The sequence below is a fragment of the Lacrimispora sp. 38-1 genome (assembly GCF_049890855.1).
Taxonomy (GTDB): Bacteria; Bacillota; Clostridia; order Lachnospirales; family Lachnospiraceae; genus Lacrimispora.
This window is the reverse complement of the sequence record NZ_JBANEW010000051.1, coordinates 60,479-81,099: the sequence shown is the minus strand read 5'-3', so window position 1 is coordinate 81,099 and position 20,621 is coordinate 60,479. Positions and strand designations below refer to the sequence as shown.

Below are 20,621 nucleotides of genomic sequence, written 5' to 3'. Positions count from 1 at the left end.
TATGGCTACACCCAAACCGAAAGCCCGTTTCGTAGACTTTGAAGAAATGATAAGTATCGAACCTCAGCAAGATACCGCCCCTGCTCCTGTGCAGGGCAGTATCTTAGAAATGGACTTTTCACAGATGGAGTCCTTTCCAAATCACAGGTTTAAGCTCTATGAAGGACAGCAGTTAGCAGATATGGTGGAGAGTATTCGCCAGTTTGGTATTCTGCTCCCTATTATTCTTTGGCATACCGAGGATGAACAGTACATTATTCTCAGCGGACACAATCGTAAAAATGCCGCTCAACTTGCGGGGCTGACTCAAGGCCCCGTTATTATCCGTGAAAACCTGACCCATGAGGATGCAGTTTTAATTGTTACAGAAACCAATTTGCGCCAACGTTCCTTCTCCGACATGAGCCATTCGGAACGCGCCTATTGTCTTGCCCAGCATTATGAAGCACTTAAATCACAGGGCAAGAGAAGCGACCTTTTAGCAGAGATTGAAACGCTCTTAAACCCACATGGCTTCGAGGAAAACTCAACTTCTGTTCAAGTTGAACAGAAGTTGGAAAGCAGAGAAAAGGTTGGACAGGAATATGGACTTTCTGCATCAAAAGTGGGACGTTATATCCGTATTTCCAACTTAATTGAACCACTCATTGCAAAGGTTGATACGGAAGAAATATCTTTCCTTGCCGCCTATGACCTTTCCTTTGTAGAGGACACGGCAAAGCAACAGCAGATAGCCGACCTTATGGATTCAGACAGCTATAAGGTGGATATGAAAAAGGCGGAGTTGTTTCATAGCTACTATGAAACTGGAAAACTGACTGATACTGCTATCGTGCAAATCTTGTCAGGCGAGAAAACCCGTAAACCCAAAAGTAGTAAGCCGCAGCCCGTGAAAATAAAGTCTGCTGTCATTTCTAAGTATTTCACTGCACAGCAGACACAAAAAGAAATTGAGGAAACCATTGATAAGGCACTGGCTCTGTACTTTGAAAACCAGAATAAGGAGGTGGCATCTTGAGTAAAGTAACCTTTCTTTCTGACCTGTATAAAGAGTCGGTGCAGGAATACACGAAGAACCCTGCGGAGTGGAAAGGTTTGCTGTCCTGTGTGGCAAGGTATTATAAGCGCTCTTTCGATAATGCCGTTCTGATTTATGCCCAACGCCCTGACGCAAGCCAGCTGGCTACTTTTGACGAGTGGCATGACAAGCGGATTAACCGAAACATTAACCGGGGTGCAAAAGGCATTGCGGTTATTGACATGGTAAACCCAACGGCAAGCATCAAGCACCTGTTTGATTTCATGGACACTAATGGGGATGCACAGAGCTTCAAAAAAGTGTTAAACTATTTGTGGGAGTTAGAGGATCAGTACACGCCCGGTTTGCTGGTGAAGTTCCATGAAAAGTATCATACACCTACCTCCAGCATAGAACTGTGCCTATATAAATTGGTACAGAAGCGTGTGCGACAGGTTTTACCGAATTACATGGAAAATTTCAAGGTGCGAGATGAAAGCAACATACTGTATGGGCTTCCTCTGGAAGCGGTAAAAGCGGAATTTATGGAGCTTGTTACCGACAGCGTTGCTTATACTGTCTTTCGGAAATGCGGACTTTCCACAGAGCTATTTGAGCAGAATGCCTTCGAGAATATCAGCCACTTTAACAGCTTGGAGCTTTTTATGGCAATGGGAAGCTGTACGGTGTCCCTTGCCAGACCTATACTGAAAGAAATCCATCAGGAAATTCAGCAAATAAAAATCGAAAGGAGCCAAATTTATGAGAACCGAACCGTTAATGAACCTCACTTATCGGCAGGGCAAGGACGGGATGATGTATCCCAACCTACAAATCTCGGAGAACGAGGAAACCGACCGGACACCGGTGGGCAGATTCGGAAGCCTGTGGAAGAACTACATGTTGGAGAACCACCCGCACCGCCTGTCGGAACTGGTAGCACAGGGCAAAATCAACGAAATGATTTTGAAAGTGGACGAGGAAGCCGAGAACCGCAAGGAACGTCTGATACAGGAGTTACTAGGCGCCCAGCCGATACCGGACACCGAGGACACTCTGGAGAGAGCCAGTCACATGAGTATGATAACCTCCACAGCGGAGGAAATAGTAAACAGCGAATTGGTATTGCAACCCCGATAATAGAAAACGTAGAGCCGCCCACAGATGGTAAACAGCCGTCTGTGAGCGGCTTTTTTGTTGTTCCGCCGAAAGCCGAGCAGGAAGCACCGGCTTTGATACCACCCCAAACGGTTCAGCCGCTGGACGAAGAAGAAATTTCTGACCTTATTGACGTGGTGCTTTGTGCAGACGATATTACCCCCGATACGAGGGAATGGGTATCGGAGATTTATAAGTTTTTTGAAGGCGGACACAAGCAGACCACCAAGGCAAAAATCTTAAAAGCCTATTATGGCAAGCTGGATACGGAGTATATGACGAAAACCGGAGATTACTTTCTGCATATCCTTGCCGACAGTGAAGGGCTGACCTTTGAAATGGATGGACAGCAGTTTACCGCCAGCTACGCGGAGCTTACAAGCCGTATTGATCAACTCATTTTGATGGGTGCTTACCCGTTTAGTTCAGCTGACAGCATGATTGACGATTTCTCCATACCGGATGAAGTGGGCGAAATGCAAGGCATACCGGATGAAGATGAGTCAGAAATAAACATTGACCCAACGGATACTGCCGACAACCGGTATATCCATGTATTCTTGCGGGATCAGTCCAAGTCACTCTATATCCAGCAAACCATTCAGGATTATTTCAAGGAAGAAACGGATATCGAACTGCGGACTGATTTTGTCCGCAGAACCTATGGAGGCGGTAGTCGAGAAATAGAGCTGGATGAGATTTTGATAAAAGCACGGACTTATGATGATGGGCTGCACCTTACTATTCTTGAACCGGAGGAAAGCGTTAAAATTCACCTGACATGGGAACAGGTTGCGGCGAACATTGCCCTGCTCATAGAAGATGACCGCTATGTGAATCCCAATACACCCATACCACCATCCAAACAGGAAATTATTGATGAAATTCTCAGAAACAGCTATGGATTTTCAGGTGGGAGACTAAGAATATATCAGGCTATGGTTTCCTTTCCAGGAAAAAAAGACCGTGTTGCTGTGTTGAAAAAAGAACATGGCATCGGCGGTTATTCCGGTGGTTTAGAAAATGGCGGACACAAGCGGTTAAATTACGATGGGAAAGGATTTTCCATTGATTATCAGCATGACGGAGTGGAAATCAACGAGAACTGGACTTGGGACAGAGCGGAAACCAGAATTATGGAACTGGTTCGACAGGATCAGTTTTTGTCAGAGGAAGATAAGGCTGAGTTGGAGGCACAGGGCAAAACCCTATATATCCCTGCTCATGGAAATTCCACACAGGAAGCTCCTGAACGTCAGCTTACATTATTCGATATGACTCCCATTGCACAAGATAGCTACGAGGACAGTACGGACGATAACAATGATAGCGTGATTGACGGAAATTCCGAAGAAGCAATGCCCCTGCCGTTTATGGAAGGTGACCGTATTTACTACCATGACCGGGTATTTGAGATCATCAAATTCTTGCACGACGGCCGCACAGTGGAAATCGGTGATATTGCCCAACTTAAAAACCTGAACAGCCTGAAAATTACAGAGCGTGTGCCGCTATCCGAAATTGCGGACTGCAAGCCCCTGAAAGATTATTATACTCAGGGTGAGCTTGCTTCTATGGTAGTGGAGGCAGTACAAAGCGGAGATAACAGCGAAGAAACCAAGGCAGCAATCCAAGCAGCATCCCTTGTCAATCAGTCTAATGATGACTATAGCCATGCCATTATGGATGATTTCCACGCCCGTGCATGGGGCGAGGGCTTGAACTACCGTTACTCCCCCGACCATCATTTATATGACGGCGGCCCGAAAGCCAAATGTAAAAACAATATTGAAGCTATCCGGCTGTTAAAGGAATTGCAGGCGCAGGGACGCATAGCAACTGCCGAAGAACAGATTACCCTTGCACGGTTTGTGGGCTGGGGCGGCCTTGCCAATGCACTGACGCCTGATAAAAGCGGCTGGGAAAAGGAATATGCAGAAATTAAAGAACTGCTGACCGACGAGGAATTTCAGGCCGCACAGAAAAGCACCCTGACTTCCTATTATACGGAGCAGAGCGTTATCAGCCATATCTATCAGGGACTTGCAAACATGGGCTTTCGGGGCGGCAATATCTTAGACCCTGCTCTAGGCACAGGAAACTTTTTCTCTGTGCTGCCGGATAGCATGGATGACTCCAAACTCTACGGCTGTGAAATTGACCCAATCCCCGGCCATATCTCCAAGCACCTTTACCCGGATGCGGATATTCAGGTGATGGGCTTTGAAAAGACGGTCTTTTCCGACCATTTCTTTGATGTGATGGTAGGTAATGTGCCGTTTAATGCCATCAAGGTGGATGACCCGCGCTATAACAAATATAACCTCCCCATCCATGATTATTTTATTGCCAAGTCGCTGGATAAGGTCCGTCCGGGTGGTATGCTGGCGCTGATTACCTCCAAGTTCACCATGGATAAAGCCAATTCCAAAATGCGCCGGTACATAGCTGGGAAAGCGGAACTGATCGGTGCGGTGCGTCTGCCGAATAACGCTTTTAAGCAAGTCGCCGGAACGGAAGCCACCACGGATATTTTGTTCCTCAAAAAAAGAGAACGGGAAATTGTGACGGACGAAGAAAACAGCCCATGGCTTTCTGTGGAGCAAAATGCAGACGGCATTCCCATGAATAGCTATTTTATCGACCACCCGGAAATGGTACTTGGTGAAATGGTGTTTGATGAGTCCATGTTCGGAAATGAAAAGACTACCGCTTGTCACCCCATTTCCGGTGATGACTTGAACGAACGGCTGGGGCGTGCCATTTCCTACCTGGACGGTGAATACACCGAAGCTACCTCAGAATACGAGGACGAAAAGGAAATGCTGCCGGAGTCTATCCCTGCCGATCCCAATGTGCGCAATTTCAGCTATGGGTTGATGGATGGCGAACTCTATTACCGTGAAAATTCGCGGATGTATAAGCAGAATATAACCGGACGAAAAGCCGAGCGAATCCGGGGCATGTTGGAGGTTACGGCAGCTATTCGTAGCCTGATCGATTATCAAACCAGCGAATATGCTGACCTCCATGAGCTGCCAACCATGGAATATGAAAAGCAGCTTCAGGAGCATATAGACCATCTGAACCATGTTTATGATGCCTTTGTAAAGAAGCAGGGATTTCTCAATTCCTACGCCAACATAATGGCGTTTTCGAGGGATGCCAATGCCCCTCTGCTCCGATCCATTGAAGCGGAGAAAAAAGGTCAAAAGGACGTATGGGAAAAGACCGCTATCTTCTACAAAGCCACCATTAAGCCCAAAGTCATGCCGAAAGCGGTCCATTCCGCAGAGGAAGCCCTGATGGTTTCTCTCAATGTCAAAGGAAAATTAGACCTTGGCTATATGTCCTGGCTCTATCAGCGTTCCGACCACCGAAAAGCGACTCCAGACGAAATTATAGAGGAACTGGGCGAAAAAATTTACCAAGACCCGGATGATTACACTGGCAATCCGCATACCGGCTGGAAAACCGCAGATGAGTATTTGAGCGGCTATGTAAAGGATAAGCTGACTACGGCTATCTTAAAGGCAGAGGAAGAACCAGAACGGTTCAACCGCAACATGGAAGCCCTCAAACTGGTTCAGCCTACACCTCTGACACCACTGGACATCAGCTTTACGCTGGGGTCCACTTGGATTCCCCCAGAGATTTACCAGCAATTTATGTACGATACCTTCCAGACCGCACCGGGCAATCAAGAGGGGCGGTTTGGCATTTTCCTAGAATTTTCCCGATACAGCGGCGCCTATCACATTACCAGCAAAAGTTCCGAGCGAACTTCTGTAACAGTCAACCAGTCTTACGGCACAGACCGGATGAACGCTTATGACATACTGGAAACTACTCTGAATTTACGGCCGGTGGAAGTCAAAGACCCGGTAGACTATATTGACCCGGACACCGGTGAGGAAAAAACCAAATACGTTCTCAATAAAAAGGAAACCATACTGGCTCGTGAAAAACAGGCCGAAATCAAACTGGCTTTTGAAAGCTGGCTGTTTGCCGACCCGGAACGCGGTGCAAGCCTGACCAAACTCTATAATGACCGATTTAACAATATCAGGCCCCGTGAGTACAACGGGGATGACCTACTCTTACCGGATATGGCGGAGGGGATTACCCTGCGCAAGCATCAGCGGGATGTAATAGCCCACGGTCTTTACGGGGACGGCAATCTGTTGATGGCACATGAGGTGGGCGCCGGGAAAACTTATGCCGCAATCGGCTTGGGATATGAAATGAAGCGGCTGGGGGCAATTCATAAGCCCTTGTATGCCGTGCCGAATCATCTCGTTGGCGAATGGGCAACCCACTATATGAAGATGTACCCAAACGCTAATATTTTGGTGGCAGAGAAAAAGGATTTTGAAAAAAAGAACCGCCGCCGTTTTGTCAGCCGGATTGCCACCGGAGAATATGATGCTGTTATTATGGGACACAGTAGTTTTGAACTGATCGGTTTATCCAGAGAGCGCCAGCTTGCGGCAATGGAGGCAGAGCTGGAAGCCATCACTAACGCCATTGCAGAGCAGAAATTCCGTGACGGCAAAGACTGGACGCTCAAGCAGATGGAGATTTTTAAATCCAATCTCCAGTTTCGATACGACCGACTGTTCAAGGCAGAGAAAAAAGATGATATTGTCAATTTTGAGGAACTCGGCGTAGATGCCCTGTTTGTGGACGAAGCTCATGCCTACAAAAACAACTTTTCTTATACGAAGATGCGCAATGTGGCAGGAATCACAGGAGTAAGCAGCCAACGTGCCATGGATATGCACCAAAAATGCCAGTATATCAATGAGTTGAATAACGGACGAGGCGTAGTGTATCTCACCGGTACACCGATCTCCAATACCATGGGGGAGCTGTATGTACTGCAAAAGACCTTGCAGCCCAAAGCGCTGGAGGAACGTGGTCTGCTGATGTTCGATAGCTGGGCAAGTACCTACGGCGTGATTGAATCCTCTCTGGAAATCAAGCCGGAGGGCAGCGGCTATCAAATGAAGAACCGGTTTGCAAAGTTTCACAATCTACCGGAACTTATGAATATGTTCCTGATGATTGCCGACATAAAAACTGCCGATATGCTGGATTTACCTACCCCGAAATTAAAAACCGGCGCAGTACAGGTCATCAAGACGGAAATCACACCGGAACAGAAACGTATTGTCATGGAGCTTGGGGAACGAGCGGAGAAAATCAGAAACGGTGAGGTAGACAGTTCAGAGGACAATTTCTTAAAGCTCACGCTGGAGGCTCGCCTATTATCCACTGATCCAAGAGCCATTGGCCCGGATTTGCCGGACGATCCTAATACCAAACTTAATGTCTGCGCCCGGAAAGCGGCGGAGATTTATCACGAAACCGCTGAAAAGCGGCTTGCCCAGCTTATTTTCTGTGATATGGGCTCACCGAAGGGGGACGGCAGCTTTAACTTCTACGAGGCCACAAAGGAAGCTTTGATTGCACAAGGTGTAAAACCGGAGGAAATCGCCTTCATTCATGACGCGCGAACGGACGTACAGCGAGAACAGCTTTTTGAAAAAGTCCGCACCGGTGAAATCCGTATATTGATGGGCAGCACCAGCAAGATGGGAACCGGTATGAATGTGCAGAACAAATTGATTGCACTCCATCATCTGGATGTGCCGTGGCGCCCCTCCGACCTCATTCAGCGCAACGGCCGCATTCTCCGACAGGGCAATGATAATCCGGAAATCTCTATCTACAATTACATTACGGAACAGACCTTTGATGCGTACCTGTGGCAGATACTCGAACAAAAACAGCGGTATATCAGCCAGATCATGACCGGGCGCTCCACCCTCAGAAGCTGTGAGGATGTGGACAGCACCATGCTCCAGTATGCCGAGTTTAAAGCCCTTGCCGTTTCTGACCCAAGGATTAAGGAAAAGATGGAAACGGACAACGAAATCAGCCGTTTGACTGTGCTGAAATCTGCATGGCAGAGTCAGCGCAATGGCTTGCAATACGATATTTCTAAACGATATCCAAGTGAAATCACAAGTACGGAAAAGAAGATTGTAAAAATGACCGCCGACCTTGAAACCTACCGGCAAAACAAACCGGCTGAATTTCAGATGATGATTGACGGCAGAACCCATGACGAGCGAACCAAAGCTGCCGAGCATTTCATGGTGTGCGCCCGCAAGCTGGGGCGGCAAACAGGCGATACGCTGGATATGGGCAGTTATGCGGGCTTTTCGGTTTCCTTACAGCGCGGCATGATGAGCAGTGTACGGATTGTTTTGGACGGTCAGCGCAGCTATTCCACCGATATGGGAGAGTCGGCCCTTGGCAACATCACCCGTATCGAAAATCTGGCGGATCATATTGCAGGAGATTTAGAAGTTTCCCAAGGTGAGCTTGCAGATTTGCACCGACAGCTTGAGGCAGCGAAGCTGGAAAGTCAGAAGCCATTTCACAGCGAGGAAAAGCTGGCGCAGCTTCAGCGAAAAAAGGTGGAGCTTGATCTTGCCCTAGAGTTTAAAGACAGCGCCGATGAGATTATAGAACCAGATGAAGATAGTACGGAAGAACTGGAAGATGAGACAAATGGCGAGGAAAGCAATTCAGTCACGATACAGCTCTCATCCACACGGTTTACATTAGAGCAAAAGCTGTATCAAAAGCTGGCGGTTTTTGCAGGCCCGATTCTTGACGGAGAAGCCTATTATATGAAGCTGAAAAGCGATGGCTTTGAGGATTTGGTGCTGGAAGCCATCGGCGGCGGGGAATACAGCATTGCCCACTATTACACGCAAAACGGGGACGCCATGCGTGACCCTGAAATTACCTTTACCATTGACAAACAGAATCGTTCCATTCACCCTACATCGTTCTTACAGGACGATATAGGGCTTTTTTATGAAACAGCACAGGCAAAGCCGTCTATGGTACAGGATTTGAAGGATTTTATGTCACAATGGTTTACCAACATTGTCAGTCAAGGATTTGAGCCAGAAAAGGTTTCTGTATACGCATCCGAATCGGAAACCGAGGACGAAAATGAATTTGAAAGGTAGGAGGAATGTATGAATCAGAAATACTTAGCAGTTTACACACAGGGGCTGAATGAGGATGTACAGCTTTGTATCAAAGCTAATGCAGAAAACATAGCTGCCTTTATTGCGAAATATCCCTTTGCTCCGAAAATCACCATGGAAACCTTGGATGGTCATTTTCTTTTGAATACCCGTCTGGGCTTCATTGACAAGTGTTACGACCAGACCTATCTGGCCACACAGCTTATTCCCGTTCTTGCCCCTATGCAGATGGGCGAACGTGATATACCGGAAGTAGTGGCTATAACGGATTACTCTGAACTGACCATGGAGGATGCGCCCCCGCTCCCTGATTGGAACGCTTGGCGCGATTACGGCATTACAGATGAGGACTTTCCGGCATTCCGAAAAAGCCTGCTGGAGATGGAAAATGAACCTGTTGAAGTAGATTCAGAAGAAATGGATAGATAGGAGGTGTTTTTTTGAAGCACGACATTACCTCGGAACTTGCGGAGCTTTTTGTGAAAAAGGCAGCTGCTATGGGCTACTCCATCCACAAAGAAGCGGATGAACACGATCCCAAAGTCATGCTCACCGCTTATAAAGGACAGGAGGAAATCTGCCGGTTTGAAAAGACCGGCGCTATGCGTTTCTGGCGGGACAGCCCTTTTGTAGAAGAACGGAATGAGCTTCACAGTCTGCTATTGGATTTAAAGGAACGCAATGACCTGTATTTGAACGCAAAGCCGCTGGATTGTGAGGGTGTCCGGGATTTTCGCCTAATCTCGGAGTTTGGCAATCATCTTCTTGCTGCCAAGCGGTCCAAGGACAATGAAATCCGCTTTGTCACATGGCAGTATGATTATGACCGCAGCGGTGTGACTTTCGGACACTACTTTGAAACCAATTATCAGGGGGCGCTCAAAGATTATACCGTGCGCTCCGGCCTGCTTGACGAAAACCAGCTTTTCTCAGCGGAAGAAATGACGGTCTTATATGTCTCCTGCGTATTTCGCGGGCGGCATGACGATGACCTGACCTTTGAGAGCGAACAGGAATTGCATACCGTTGTAGAAAAGCTAGAAAGCAATCTGCCCCAGAAGAGTATCGCACAGGAAGCCGCACAGGAACAGGAGGATGAACATGGAATATAGCCAGATTAACACCCTGACCAAATTCGGTCCGGACGATTACTCCTTATGGACGCTCACCCTGCCCCGTGAAAAAATCCATGAAATCCGGCAAAATGCCCCTTTATCAGAAGGCAATCTGCGTGATATTTTTGAAGCGGTGCCCTCCGGTGAGGAACAGCCGGAATCCATCTGCCACTTTGTCTTTCCTCACAGCATGGCCTACAGCTGTTTTCTGTGGATATGGGCGAGAATTTTGCGGACAGAATGCGGTATAACGGCAGCTCTGTCCGGGGGAGGCGTGAGGATATTATGGCAGAACTGCGGGACGAGTTGAAAGGACAGGGCTATGCCCTGCGAAACAATGCCAGTTTTCTGAACGTGGATGTACTGGAAACCCTGAAAAAAATTATGGAGCAGAACACGGACTATTACCAGTCGGATTTTCGATATGATGCGGAGAAGCTGCGGGAAGCTGCCGCAGACCGCAATGCCGAACGGCGCTTTTTCTGGATGAGCCGCAGCGGAGGAACATGGTGCTTTACGGAATCGGAGGTCTATACCCGCAGAACCAGTCAGCACAACACATGGAACTTTTACGGTGCCGGAAACAAAAGTGAGCATGTTAAAACCTTTTGGATTGATCTGAAGGGTATGCGGGATGAAACGGTTATGGGCGATATTGTGGAGCTGGATTATCAAAAGCATTTGGACTATCTCTGCACCCACTCCTTTGAACCGTCTGCGGTGGAAATCGTATTTAAACACCCTAATGATGTACGCACCTTTTCTTACCAAGAATACGACCAGAACTTTCAATCCATTGCCCAGCGGTACGGAACCGTGCAGCGTGTATCTTTTCTTGTGGCAGATCCCTATGAGTTGTCCCGTGCCGCTGCCCTTGCACATGGTCTGTTTTGGGAGGCCGCCGAACCCATGGATGTTGATACTTATGCCAAACGGCTGGAACATGACCGGCTCCATGATTATGGGTATACCGCCGATGATTTAATGCTGACCGGCCCACTGGATGCAGAAAAAGCGGTAACAAACGGTCTTTCCTGTTATGCCCTTTACCCGGATAACTCTAAGGAGCTGATTCATGGGCGGGAGGACTATCAGAAACGCCATTTCAAAGGTGCATTATTCGGAATGACCGTAGAAGAACGCTCTACTTTGCAGTATTTCAAACAGGACTGCACCCCACTTTTTACAACGGAGGAAATGCGGGAAATCTGTGCTTTGGCGGTGCAGGCCGGAATGGAAAATGACCCTGACCGCAGCCATCTGCTTGATAAAATCATTCATAAAGTGGAATGTATGCTACCGCAGGAAGAACAGGGCTATGCCCCTGAACAAGAAAATGAATATAATCGGGAGGATTTGCTATGAAGAAAAAAATGAACCCTCAAACTAAACGGGCGGTTGTGGTGCTATCCATAATCGCCCTTCTTATTTTAATTGCGGGTATTGGGAGCTGCTCCATGCAGCTCCGGCAGTCCGATGGCCGTCCGGCAATCACGGACGAACCCAATCATCCAAGCGCAGTTCCTGATGATAAAACTGTGACCATCCCAAAAGACAGAGAGGGCAGCAATGAATCGGATACCCCCTCGGATTCTTCTGATTCCAATGAAAAACCGGAGGCTGGCAAATCAACCGAGATACAGGACGGACAAGACAATAAAAAACCATCAAAGCCCACCAAGCCATCTACTACCACACCCAAACCAGTAACGCCAACACCCAAACCGGCTGATCCTACTGTGCCGGTGAAGCCTGTACAGCCTACGCCGACCCCCACGGTTCCGGTGAAGCCCACAGAACCCACCAAACCGGTAAAACCGACAGAGCCAGTCAAACCCACCAAGCCTGACCGTTCTGATGATGATGACAGCGGCTCCGGCAGCGGCGGTTCCGGCGGTGGTCATGTCAGCTACCCCGCCGCGGTGGTAGAGATTATCACCCCGGAATACAGCCATGCCGGTACGGAATTTGAGGTTAAAACGTCCTTGCGCAATGTAAAATCGTTGGAATGGACAGTATCACAGGACGGCGGTGATGCCAAGCAAAGCGATTTCTTAAAAGGTACTCTGGATAAAAATGGCGGTAAGATCACAATTTCATCACCCGGAAACTATACCATAACCGCCACGGCCAAGAATTATGGAGGCCGCACTTATACCTTTACCAAAGCCATCACCATATATCCGGTGTTTGGAATTGCCGTAACCGCAGAGCAGTATGCCCATACCGATCAGGCGTTTACCGTCAGCACTACTCTCTCGAAAAATGTAAAACAGCAGCTTAACTGGCATATTTACCAGGATGGGAATGAGGTAAGCTGGGCAGATACCGTCACCGGTACACTTACTAATGCAGGCGGCTCCATTCAGTTAAAAGACAAAGGGAAATACACCTTGAAAGCCACCGCCTTTGATGAAACCAGCCAGGAGTTTTCAGGCAAGGCTGAGATTGAGGTGCTGCCTGTTGTGGAACTCAGCCTGCAATTGCCGGAAACCGCTCATACGGACACTCCCGCAGTTATTACCGCAGAAACCAAGGAGTTGGGCGAGCTTTCGGTAAATTGGAGTGTTACCAAGGACGGGCAGGAAGCGGCGCTTTCTGATTGTGCCGAGGGAATGCTGCATAACGTGGGCGGCAGTGTTCGTTTCCGTGAAAAAGGTGTGTATGCGCTGACTGCTGCTGTTACCGACAAATCCGGCAGAGTGTTCACCGTCGCAGAAGAAATCAAGGTGTACCCGGTGGCGGCATTTTCCTTTACCCTGCCGGAAACCGCTCACACCGATCAGGCCGTCACGGTATCGGTTACTTCCAGCGAAATACAGGAAATGAAAGCGGAATGGACGGTTGTTTACAATGGGGAGAGCATATCGCTTTCCGGTGTGCTGGAGGGGCTGCTGACCAATGAGGGCGGTTCTGTCCGCTTTACGAAAAAAGGCAGCTATCTTCTCAAAGTGACGCTGACGGACGAAACCGGGCGCACCTACACCCATGAGGACAATATCGTGGTATATCCCGTTGCAGAAACCGGCTTTTATCTGCCTGAAAAGACCCATACGGATACCACGGTTGAGGTGAAAACCTCTTTCAAGGAAGCCGACGGACTAAACGCTGTTTGGAGCTTGAAAAAGGACGGAAAAACAATCCTGCTGGCAGATGGTTTTGAGGGTACGCTTGATGATAACGGCGGTAAAATCCGCTTCAAGGAAGTGGGCAGCTATGAACTGACCGCCATGGTTACGGACAATACAGGCCGCAGTTTTACCTACACGGCTCCGGTTACGGTCTATCCAGTTATCACCGTGTCCATGGAGTTGGCAAAGGAAACCCATACCGACCGCACGGCTGCGGCTTCTGTCAAGCTGACGAACGCCGGGACACTTCCGGTGTCTTGGAGCATGAGCAAAAGCAATATTCCCGTAACCGCTGAAAATACCCTTGACAATGAGGGCGGCACCATCAACTTTACGGACAAGGGATATTACACTGTTACCGCTTCTGTCACCGATGAAGCCGGACGCACTTTCACCGACAGCAAAAATATCACGGTCTATCCCGTTCCGAACATCACTTTTGACCTTGCGGGAGCCGTTCACACAGATGATGTCCTGTCGGTAAACACAGTTCTGACCGACATGGAGGGCTTAACAGCGGTATGGTATGTAGACAATACTTATGGTTTTCAGGATTGGGATACCTATGTAGACGGTAAGCTAACCAACAATGGCGGCTCTATTCGTTTCAAGCGTGCCGGGGTCTATGACTTACAGGCCCGTGTGACTGACCCGACAGGACGGGTATTCTTCTTTAACAGCGGAAAAGTGGAAGTCCTGCCTGTGCTTTCCCTATCCTTTGAATTACCTGCTAACGGCTACACAGATACGCAGATTGATTTGCGTACAAGGGGCAACAATAACGTGCTGCCGGTGGAATGGACGCTGATGAAGAATGGCGAGATTATCCCATTGGATCAGGCAGTCAGCGGCACCCTGAACACACAGGGCGGCAAAATCCGTTTCCCGGAGGTTGGTGAATACCGCCTGACCGCATCCATGACCGATGCGCTGGGCAGAGTGTTCAGTTACAGTGGGAAAATCAGCATCTATCCCCTGTATAACTGCAATTTCTCCATGCCCAGCACCATTCATACAGGGCAGAGCTTTGCCGTAAATATGGGCAGCGATGTAAAGCTGAACGGTAAATCCATCGCTTGGTCGCTGACTAAGGACGGCAATTCGGCAGCCATTTCCGAGTTCTTCAAGGGCGGTTTGGCTAACAACGGCGGTACGGTACACGTCGATGTATCCGGCAGTTATACGCTCACCGCAACGATAACAGATGAGCTGGACAGGGTTTTTACTGCCGCTCAGAATATCTCAGTTACCAATACTGCCCCCACCAAGCCGACACTAACAGCCAATGTCACAAGAACATACTCGAACGGAAAATTCCTTGTAAACCTGACTGCCGCCAGCACCGACCCGGACGGCGATCCGATTACCTATGAATTTGATGGCAGGGCTTCGGATAACTACTATGCCCTTGGTACGCATACGGTTAAGGTTCGCGTAAAAGATGGGTTTGACGGCGTATCTGACTGGACGGCTGTCACCTTCACCGTTTCAAATGCTGCCCCTTCCAAGCCGACGATTACTGCCAGCGTAACAAGGACTGTGAAAAGCGGTAAATTCTTGGTAAATATTTCTGTCAACAGTACAGACCCTGATGGAGATGTCATTACCTATGAATATCAGAATAAGACCGCCGATAATTATTATCCGTCAGGCACACATACCGTACAAGTGAGAGCCAAGGATAATTATGGAGGCGTGTCGGAGTGGGTGCAAACAACCTTTACGATTTCCAACTCCGCGCCGACAACGCCGGTGATTACCAGAACGCCAAGCGGTAACAGCGTAGCGCCCGGAACAGCAGTTACCATCAGAGCGGCTTCTACCGATCCCGATGGTGACGCCATTACTTATGTTTGGGAAGGGCGGAATGCGGAAACGCAGACCTATCCCCTTGGAAAAAATACTGTTCGTGTCAAAGCGGTAGACAGTACAGGTGCTGAGTCTTCGTGGGCGGCAATTATCTTTTTTGTCGCTGATCCCAATCGTGGCGGGGGTATGACCTTAACCGGCCCGGAATCGACGATTATTGAAGATGGCGTAGATGGTGCAACCATAACCTCATGGACATTTACGGTTCCGGCTGTCAGCGGACACAGCGCAAGCTATGATTACGGCCAAGTGAGAGGCTACAACCGTTTAACCGGAAGATGGGAGCAGTTGCCAACCGTGTCCTTCGATTCTTCAATCGGATCATCCTTTGCTGCTACGGATGGAAACCCTGCACGGGTTTACAGTTATAATGGGGTTTATATGTATGGCACGTTGCAGCCCGGCATCTATACCAAGCTGGAAATGTATTACTACACGCCCCATACCTGTATGTATAATAAGTCAAATATCACATATAGCGTGGAATTTTTCTTTGAATAAGTGATTAAAGCGCTTGGGGGCATCACCGATAATGGTGATGCCCCCAATTTTTTTGTTGGAAAAGGAGGACAAAATGCAAGGATTTTTGAAGCCTTATCAGGTGGAGCAAATTAAGAAGAAATACCCGCCCGGAACAAGAATTGAACTGGACGGCATGGATAACGAGCGAGATATGCCGGTGGGACTCAAGGGGACTGTTCAATATGTGGATGACGCCGGCCAGCTCGGAATGAGCTGGGATAATGGGAGAACCCTTTCTCTTATTCCAAACGAAGATCGGTTTCATATCATTCAAGCCGAGCAAAAGAAGGAGCAGGAGGAAAATCAAATCCGGGTGTTGGTGGTGGAGCCGGGAAAAACGCCCTATGCCAAGCAGATAGAGAATGACTACCGGGCAATGCAGAAGCTTGTGGACGGTTGTATCGAATTTGTTGCGCTGCCGGAGCCGGATTGCCACCTATATTGCAATGACGAGGGCAAGCTGAACGGCCTGCCCGGAAACCGCCGTATGGATCACGGTGATATTATCTGTGGCACCTTTTTCATTTGTGCTGATGATGGAGAGGGTAATGATATTTCGCTGAATGATAAGCAGCTCCAATACTACACGGAACGGTTTCAGGAGCCGGAACAGTACACCGACGAGGAAGCCCATCATTTCGAATATGAGATCAAAGTGATGCCGCCTGCCAGCAATGATATGGAAGATGTTCTGCGTATGCTGGGGTTTTTGGGCGGTAACGATGAAATGGAACGATAAACAGGAGAAATTTATGAGTAAATTGGATCAATACATTGACTATATCAATGCATATATTCTGCCATTCATTGATTACAATGAACTTGACCGCTCTTATCAAACGGCAGAAAAAGAGTATGCAAAAGGCATTTTGAACCGTCTGCACACGGCTATGCTGGAGCAGTATGGGGATACCCGGCTTGTTTGCGGCCATGGCGATATACAAGAGGACTATGCCGTGGTTCCCGGCGTGATACAGGGGAAGAAAACCGGAGAAATCGCCCTTGCTCTGCTGGGCATAGACCTGTCATCCTCCGGTGAACACTGTCAGACGGAATTTCTCTGTAAATATGGCGTAGTTTCACAGGGGCATAACGATTTACCCAAAGCTCTTGCCGGGGAAATCCCCGCAAGGTATTTGCCCTATGACTACTGCTACACAGCGGATATTGCCGGTGATATTCATATCTCCAAGAGTAGACTGCCGGAGGGCATCAGGGAGATGTTGAAAACCTTTCAGGAGCATACGGCGGAGCTTTTGTTTGAAGAAAATAAGGATATGGATATGGAACGCTGACCGTCCTGCTTGCAGGGCGGTTTTATGATGGAGGTGAGTGAGATTGAGAAAACAGTCAAGGCCCATGCCATTTACCGAAGAACAGATGAAACAGGTCTTTGACACGAATATCATTGATTTTGCCGTACAGAACGGCTTTGAGATTGAAAAAGGTGATGCAAACACCGTTCATGTCAAACACAGCGGCGGATTATATCTGTTTAAGCATGGCCGTGGCTATAAGTGCTTTAGTGAGCAGACCACAAGTGGGCAAAAGCGGAATATTATTACCTTTGTGCAGGAATATATGGGCGCAAAGGATTTCAAATCGGCGGTTGAAATGATTTTAGGCTGCCGGGCTTATGAGCAGACGGAACATTATGTGCCACCAACCGAAAAAAAGCCGAGAGGCGATCTTATACTGCCGCCGAAAGCCACAAACTATAATCGTACCATTGCCTATCTGACCCAAACCCGTGGCATTGATAAGGAGATTGTCTATGCCTTGATAAATCAAGGCAAGGTGTATCAGGCGGTGACGGAAAAAAGCGGATATACATTTCAAAATTGTGCTTTCGTTGGCTTTGATGAGAATAACAGACCAAGGTACTGTGCTTTACGCGCCCCCAGCGAAAACAGCAGCTTTCGACAGGATGTAGAAAATTCAGACAAGACCTATGGATTTTGTATGGAGGGTCATTCTAACCGTGTCTTTGAGTTTGAGGCGCCCATCGACGCCATGAGCCATGCAACCCTCTGCAAGCTGAACGGCATTGACTGGCAGGAAGATCATAGGGTAGCAGAAGGCTGTCTGTCGGATAAGGCTTTGTATCGCTATTTGGAACGCCACCCGGAAATTGACGAAATCGTGTTCTGCTACGATAACGATGTGGACGGACAGCTTCCTGACGGTACTCCCCATAATCATGGGCAGGTCCGTGCGGAAATTTCCTCAGAGATATTTGCCGATTTAGGCTATACCACATTTATTCAGACGCCGAATACCAAAGATTTCAACAAGGATTTGACTACTTTTTTGGAACTGTTGGCGGCAGAGATGAGCTATTCTCAAAGGGAAAATGAAATGGAGGAAATTCGATGAAAGTATTATTGATTGGCGGTGCAGTCGCCACCGTTGTTATTTTAGTCGTATTGGCAGTTGCCCATGGAACTAAGGTATGCAGGACTGCGACCTTGTTCATGGAACATTACTGATGCCGGTGCCATACTTCTTTTTTCGCTTTTTCAGGGAGCGAAGCGACCAATGCCCCCACCGCTTGCCGGTGGGGACTACTTAATGCCAAAATCTAAGATTTTGGAGTTAAGGCAGGAATAGGCGGGTTCCACCCACCAAGAAAACAGCTTACAGGCAAAGCCTGTAACGGGGTTCTCCATTATATCGCGGGGTTCCCAATGGAACACCATGGAAAGGAGGCTGTTTATGCCCGAAAAGAGCTTGAAACGCTCTATTAATTTTTCACCGGAAACCTTAAAAACACTGGATACCCTTGCTGCCAAGAACAGTACCACGACCTCGGAGTTGGTCCGCCAGTTTGTGGAGAAAGGGCTATCTGTGGAGGGATATAGTCAGGACATTGATTTTATCGCAAGGATTATCCGGCAGGAGTTTATGGCAATCTATCATCTTGAGGATATCAAAGCTATTGTGGAGCAGCAAACCAACCGCATTGCCAAAATGCACATGAAGTCTGGCAAGGTGGACGCCGCTGCTTTTTTTCTGCTCATTAAGGTTTTGATGAACATAGCCCATGAGGGTACGGAGGATCAGTTTGACCAAATGCTGAATGAGGCCGTCACGCTGGGCGTGGACTATATGCAGAAAAAGGATTTTCAGATCAACAGCTTTTTGCAGGACACGGACAATCTGCGCCGATTTGCCGATAAGCTGTGACGGAAAGGAGCGCAGATGATAGAAAAGGATACAGGGCAGTTAGAAGAACTGCTGTACAAAATTCTCCCGGTGGGGAACATCCACCGGAAACTGATGGGGGAATATATTGACGCAGGCGGCTTTCAGGCACTGATAGAAAAGCCCTACCGCCTGCATTTAACCTGTGAAATCGACCGCAGACTAAAAGCCCTGCATGAAATCGCAGAATCCCTGCGGCTGCGGGATTTCCGAGGTGAATATGTTGCGGCGATTACTTATCTGACGGGGATTTCAAGGGAAACCCAGCTTGCGTTTGGGCGGAGGTATGGGCTGGAACGGCTGCTGGAAGCTCCTAAGACCGTAGAAGCTAGCGAGCGCCAGACCAAGCGGCTTATGCTGGTAGCGGAATTTATGGCATATTACCTTGCCGAAGATAAGAGCGCGGTTCTCGAGTAACAAATAATGATGTACTTGTCTGCGCCCGGCAGACAGGAAAGGAGTATTTTATGAATTTATTGAATTATCCGGAATTTTTGGAACAGGTGTGTAAGCAGATTAAGGACTACTTTCCGGAACGCTATCAGGATGCAAAGGTGGAATTGAACCATATCGTGAAAACCAATGATCAGGAGATGGATGGACTGGTCATACGGCGTGAGCAGGATAAGGTGGTTCCTCAAATTTATCTCAACGGGTATTTTGAGCTGTATGAAAACGGCGTCAGCTTATCTGAAATTTTAATGGCAATATCGTCTACTTATTTTCAGAGTACAGTCCGGCCTTTTGAAAATCTGCCTGAGAACGTGTTGGATTACGAGCAGATAAAAGACCGGATTATGGTTCAGTTGGTCAATCAAGTCATGAATCAAGCCCTGCTGGAGAAGGTTCCCGGCAAAGGAATTGCTGACACGGATTTAGCGGCTGTTTTTAGAATTCCCCTTCAAACCGATGAGCGAGGAACGGCCACCATAAGGGTGACGAATGAGCTGATGGCATCGTGGGGGATGGATTTGGAAACAGTGTATCAGGATGCCCTTGCCAATACCATAAGGGAAAATCCGGCACAACTTACAACATTAAGCTCCATGATGAGAGAGCTGCTTGAGCTTCCTATTTTTCAGAATCAAGTAAAGTGGGAAAAGCCGGAAACCTGTAAAATGGAGCCGTATGAGCAATATGTACTCACCAATCCAGATAAAATGTTCGGGGCTGCTACCTTGCTGTATCCAGAGGTGTTACAGCAGCTATCTGATAATATACAGTCCAGCTTTTTTATCCTGCCCAGCAGTATCCATGAATTGCTTTTGATGAAAGATAACGGAGAACTGAATGCAGCGGAGCTGCAGGCCATGGTCATGGGTGTAAATCAGGAGGCTGTACCAATAGAAGATCGCTTGTCAGATGAAGTCTATTACTATGACGGGAAGGAACATACCCTTTCCATGGCTACTGTGAAGGAGGAAACGGCTGAACTAAAACAGAGGTTGGAGCAAACGTCGAACTATATCGGTCTGAAGCCAGAGAGGGATATGGAGCATGAGCTTTAACTTGGATTAAAAATGACAGGAGG

13 protein-coding genes are annotated in these 20,621 nt (G+C 48.1%); all 13 read left to right on the top strand.

Annotation, left to right across the window (positions count from 1 at the left end):
• The first annotated feature begins 1 nt into the window (after window position 1).
• The 13 genes from V7D18_RS11405 (at window position 2) to V7D18_RS11345 (ending at window position 20,598) form a co-directional block, all read left to right on the top strand.
• A complete protein-coding gene (locus V7D18_RS11405) occupies window positions 2-1,018 on the top strand; it encodes a ParB N-terminal domain-containing protein (RefSeq protein ID WP_426154399.1) in 1,017 nt (338 codons plus the stop codon).
• A complete protein-coding gene (locus tag V7D18_RS11400; protein ID WP_426154398.1) occupies window positions 1,015-9,228 on the top strand; it encodes a DUF6908 domain-containing protein in 8,214 nt (2,737 codons plus the stop codon). Before V7D18_RS11405 ends, V7D18_RS11400 begins: the two co-directional genes overlap by 4 nt.
• Before the next feature lie 9 nt (window positions 9,229-9,237).
• Window positions 9,238-9,678: a hypothetical protein gene (locus V7D18_RS11395; protein ID WP_426154397.1), complete on the top strand. Its 441-nt coding sequence runs from the start codon at window positions 9,238-9,240 to the stop codon at window positions 9,676-9,678.
• Between the two features lie 11 nt (window positions 9,679-9,689).
• Entirely contained in the window at window positions 9,690-10,361 is a 672-nt protein-coding gene (locus V7D18_RS11390; RefSeq protein WP_426154396.1) for a hypothetical protein, read from the top strand.
• Window positions 10,351-10,674 carry a hypothetical protein gene (locus tag V7D18_RS11385; protein WP_426154395.1) on the top strand — a complete coding sequence of 108 codons (324 nt, stop codon included), beginning with the start codon at window positions 10,351-10,353 and terminating at the stop codon, window positions 10,672-10,674. Before V7D18_RS11390 ends, V7D18_RS11385 begins: the two co-directional genes overlap by 11 nt.
• Complete coding sequence (locus V7D18_RS11380) at window positions 10,650-11,729, top strand: hypothetical protein (RefSeq protein WP_426154394.1); 1,080 nt, start codon at window positions 10,650-10,652, stop codon at window positions 11,727-11,729. The genes V7D18_RS11385 and V7D18_RS11380 overlap by 25 nt, the downstream gene beginning before the upstream one ends.
• Window positions 11,726-15,865: a hypothetical protein gene (locus V7D18_RS11375; RefSeq protein WP_426154393.1), complete on the top strand. Its 4,140-nt coding sequence runs from the start codon at window positions 11,726-11,728 to the stop codon at window positions 15,863-15,865. The genes V7D18_RS11380 and V7D18_RS11375 overlap by 4 nt, the downstream gene beginning before the upstream one ends.
• A 73-nt stretch (window positions 15,866-15,938) precedes the next feature.
• Window positions 15,939-16,625 carry a DUF3846 domain-containing protein gene (locus V7D18_RS11370; RefSeq protein ID WP_426154392.1) on the top strand — a complete coding sequence of 229 codons (687 nt, stop codon included), beginning with the start codon at window positions 15,939-15,941 and terminating at the stop codon, window positions 16,623-16,625.
• A gap of 13 nt (window positions 16,626-16,638) precedes the next feature.
• Window positions 16,639-17,181, top strand: a complete 543-nt coding sequence (locus V7D18_RS11365; protein WP_426154391.1) for a hypothetical protein — start codon at window positions 16,639-16,641, stop codon at window positions 17,179-17,181.
• Window positions 17,182-17,224: 43 nt separating this feature from the next.
• On the top strand, window positions 17,225-18,262 hold the full coding sequence (locus V7D18_RS11360; RefSeq protein WP_426154390.1) for a DUF3991 domain-containing protein: 1,038 nt from the start codon (window positions 17,225-17,227) through the stop codon (window positions 18,260-18,262).
• 339 nt (window positions 18,263-18,601) lie between these two features.
• Complete coding sequence (locus V7D18_RS11355; RefSeq protein WP_426154389.1) at window positions 18,602-19,072, top strand: hypothetical protein; 471 nt, start codon at window positions 18,602-18,604, stop codon at window positions 19,070-19,072.
• A 15-nt stretch (window positions 19,073-19,087) separates the two neighbouring features.
• Complete coding sequence (locus V7D18_RS11350; protein ID WP_426154388.1) at window positions 19,088-19,507, top strand: hypothetical protein; 420 nt, start codon at window positions 19,088-19,090, stop codon at window positions 19,505-19,507.
• Window positions 19,508-19,557: 50 nt separating this feature from the next.
• A complete protein-coding gene (locus tag V7D18_RS11345; RefSeq protein ID WP_426154387.1) occupies window positions 19,558-20,598 on the top strand; it encodes a DUF5688 family protein in 1,041 nt (346 codons plus the stop codon).
• Window positions 20,599-20,621: the final 23 nt, after the last annotated feature.